The 3,092-nt window shown below is 76.7% G+C and carries 3 protein-coding genes; 1 reads left to right on the top strand and 2 read right to left on the bottom strand.

The genetic code is table 11. The features are described 5' to 3' along the window. Positions 1–763: MMPL family transporter (locus B0E53_RS34820; RefSeq protein ID WP_146167912.1), on the top strand; the 763-nt coding region annotated here is incomplete at its 5' end. A gap of 42 nt (positions 764–805) precedes the next feature. Here the strand turns inward: B0E53_RS34820 and B0E53_RS34815 are convergent. Together B0E53_RS34815 and B0E53_RS34810 are read right to left on the bottom strand one after the other, a co-directional pair. After that, complete coding sequence (locus B0E53_RS34815; protein ID WP_107079763.1) at positions 806–1,930, bottom strand: glycosyltransferase family 4 protein; 1,125 nt, start codon at positions 1,928–1,930, stop codon at positions 806–808. Then, a partial coding sequence (locus B0E53_RS34810; protein WP_107079762.1) for a M48 family metallopeptidase occupies positions 1,927–3,092 on the bottom strand: 1,166 nt, incomplete at its 5' end. The genes B0E53_RS34815 and B0E53_RS34810, both read right to left, overlap by 4 nt.

Below are 3,092 nucleotides of genomic sequence, written 5' to 3'. Positions count from 1 at the left end.
CGAGGTGGGCGCGCCGGAGCGCTCGGCGGACGGCCGGTGGGTCCGGGTGCCGGCGGTGCTCGCCGCCGCGCCGGACAGCGACGCCGCCCGGGACACGGTGACCCGGCTGCGGACCGCCGTGCACGCGGTGCCCGACGCGCGGGCCCTGGTCGGTGGGCGGACCGCCACGGTGCTGGACGAGGAGCGCACGGTGAACCGGGACAACCGGGTGGTCATCCCGCTGGTGCTCGCGGTCGTCCTGGTCATCCTGGTGCTGCTGCTCCGGTCGCTGGTCGCGCCGCTGCTGCTGATGGCCAGCGTGGTGCTGTCCTACGCGGCCGCCATGGGGGCGGCCGGACTGCTGCTCGACGTCCTGGGCCACCCCCGGCTCTTCGTCGGGGTCCCGTTGCAGGCGTTCCTGTTCCTGGTGGCGCTCGGGGTGGACTACACGATCTTCCTGATGACCCGGGCCCGGGAGGAGGTCGCCCGGATCGGGCACCGGCCGGGCGTGCTGCGCGCGCTGACCGTCACCGGCGGGGTGATCACCAGCGCGGGCGTGGTGCTGGCCGCCACCTTCGGCGCGCTGCTGGTGCTGCCGCTGGTGCCGTCGGTGCAGATGGGCGTCATCGTGGCGGTCGGCATCCTGCTCGACACCCTGCTGGTGCGCAGCCTGCTGATCCCGGCGCTGACCCTGGACCTCGGCGTGCGCACCTGGTGGCCGGGCCGCCTCGCCCGGCGGTCGCCGCAACCGGCCCCGGCGGAGCCGGCCCTGGCTCGCACCTGACCGGCTCGCGTTCGTGACCCCGGCCCGGCTCCCGGGCCGGGGTCAGCCGGCGAGCAGGGCGGCCATCCGCTCGGCCTGGGTCTCCCAGCGCCACTCGCGCTCCACCCAGGCCCGGCCGGCCGCACCGAACTGGCGGGCCAGGTCCCGGTCGGCGAGCAGGGTGGCCACCCGGTCGGTGAGCTGGGCCACGTCCCGGCCGCGGACGACGTATCCGGTCTCGCCCTCGCGGACCGCGTCCGGCGCGCCGCCGGAGTCGCCGGCCACCACCGGCAGCCCGGTCGCGCTGGCCTCCAGGTAGACGATCCCCAGGCCCTCGACGTCCAGGCCGCGGTTGCGGGTCCGGCAGGGCATCGCGTAGACGTCGCCGGCCGCGTAGTGGGCGGGCAGCTCGGCCGAGGGCACCGAGCCGGTGAACACCACGTCACGTTCCACCCCGGTCTGCCGGGCCAGCTTCTGCAGCGTCGCCCGGTAGGGGCCGCCGCCGACGACCAGCAACGCGGCGTCCGGCACCCGGCGGCGGATCTCCGGCATCGCCCGGATGAGCATGTCCTGCCCCTTGCGCGGGACCAGGCGCGACACGCACACCACCACCGGCCGGTCGGCCAGCCCCAGCCGCAGCCGCACCCGCTCGCCGTCGACGCCCGGGTGGTAGGTGTCCACGTCGACGCCCGGGGCGAGCCGGCGCAGCTCGGTCACCCCGTCCAGCACCCGGGCCAGCCGGACCCGGGTGTACTCGCCGAGGTAGGTGGTGACGTCCACCCCCCGGCCGATCCGGCGCAGCGCCGACCGGGCGCCGGGCAGCGTTGCCCAGCCGGCCTCGTGCCCGTGGGTGAGCGCCACCGCCCGGCGGATCCCGGCCCGCCGCCGCAGCCCCGCCGCGAGCAGCCCCAGCGGGGCCGCCGCGCCGAACCACACCGTGTCGCAGTCGTACGCCCGCGCCAGCCGCGCCGCCCGGCGGGCCACCAGCGGGGTGGGCAGCAGCACCTTGGTGCGCTCCCGGACCACCTCGAACGGCTGGTCGGCGTCGAACTTGGCCGCGCCGCGCCAGCTCGACGCGTAGACCACCACCGACCCCGGGGGCTGGCGCACCGCCAGGTTGTGCACGAACGACTGGATGCCACCGGGGCGGGGCGGGAAGTCGTTGGTGATCAGCAAGGTGCGGCTCATCCGCCGGACTCCCTGGCGTAGGCGCGGGCGGCGGCCATCCGCTCCACGGTGGACGGGTGGGACGCCGACCAGAGGTATTCCCAGCGCGGCGGGTCGGGGTCGGCCAGGTTCACCCCGGCCAGCCGGCGCTGCATCGCCTCGAAGGTCGCCGGGTCGCCGGTGAGCGCCAGCGCGTGCGCGTCGGCGCGGGCCTCCACCCGCCGGGAGACCAGCGCCTGCACCGGCGTGGCCACCAGGCCGGCCACCGTGACCAGGGCGATCAGCAGCGGGAACGCCCGGGGCTGGGCGATCGAGTCGACGCCGGCCAGCCGCAACAGCGGCGTCCAGGAGCCGATCAGGTAGAGCGCCACCACCGCGGCGGCGGCGCCCAGCGCCCCGATGAGGGTGCCGGTCCAGACGTCCCGGTCCTTGGCGTGCCCCAGTTCGTGGGCGACGACGCTGGTCACCTCGGCCGGGTCCGCCTCCCGCAGCAGGGTGTCGTAGACGACCACCCGCCGGGTCGGCCCCAACCCGGAGACGTACGCGTTGACCGCCCGGGTCCGCCGCGAGGCGTCGGCGACCAGCACGTCGCGTACCGGCACCCCGTCCCGGGCCGCCAGGCTGGTCAGCTCGGTGCGCAGCGGGCCGGGCTCCATCGGGGTGAACCGGTTGAAAACCGGCTCGACCAGCACCGGCAGCACGAACGACAGCACCACCACCAGCGCGGCGGCGCCGGCCGCGCCGAACGCCCACCACCAGCGCGGGGCGAGCCGGACCACCGTGTAGAAGCCGAGCAGGACGAGCGCGCCGATGACCGCGCTGACCGCGTACGACTTGAGCAGGTCGACCGTCCAGCCGCCCCAGCCCTGGGTGCTCAGCCCGTAACGGGTCAGCACGGTCTGCCGCCAGGCGGCGAAGGGCAGGGTGAGCAGGTCGGCGAGGAACATCACGGCCAGCCCGCCGAGCACCGCCTGGGCCGCCCAGTGGCCGCCGAAGGGCCGTCCGGCCAGCTCGACCAGGCGGCCGCCGAGCGGGGTGAGCCCGAGCACCAGGGCCACCACCAGGCCGACGGCGAGCGCCGACCAGCCGGCCGGGCGCAGCGCGCCGTGGAAGGCCCGGCCCCGGGCCACCTGATCGACGGGGAGCGCACGCAGCGCCGCGAGCTGGTCGGCGCGGGGCGCCG

This window comes from Micromonospora sp. MH33, assembly GCF_003013775.1.
GTDB lineage: Bacteria > Actinomycetota > Actinomycetes > Mycobacteriales > Micromonosporaceae > Micromonospora > Micromonospora fulviviridis.
This window is presented reverse-complemented; position numbering and strand designations above follow the sequence as displayed.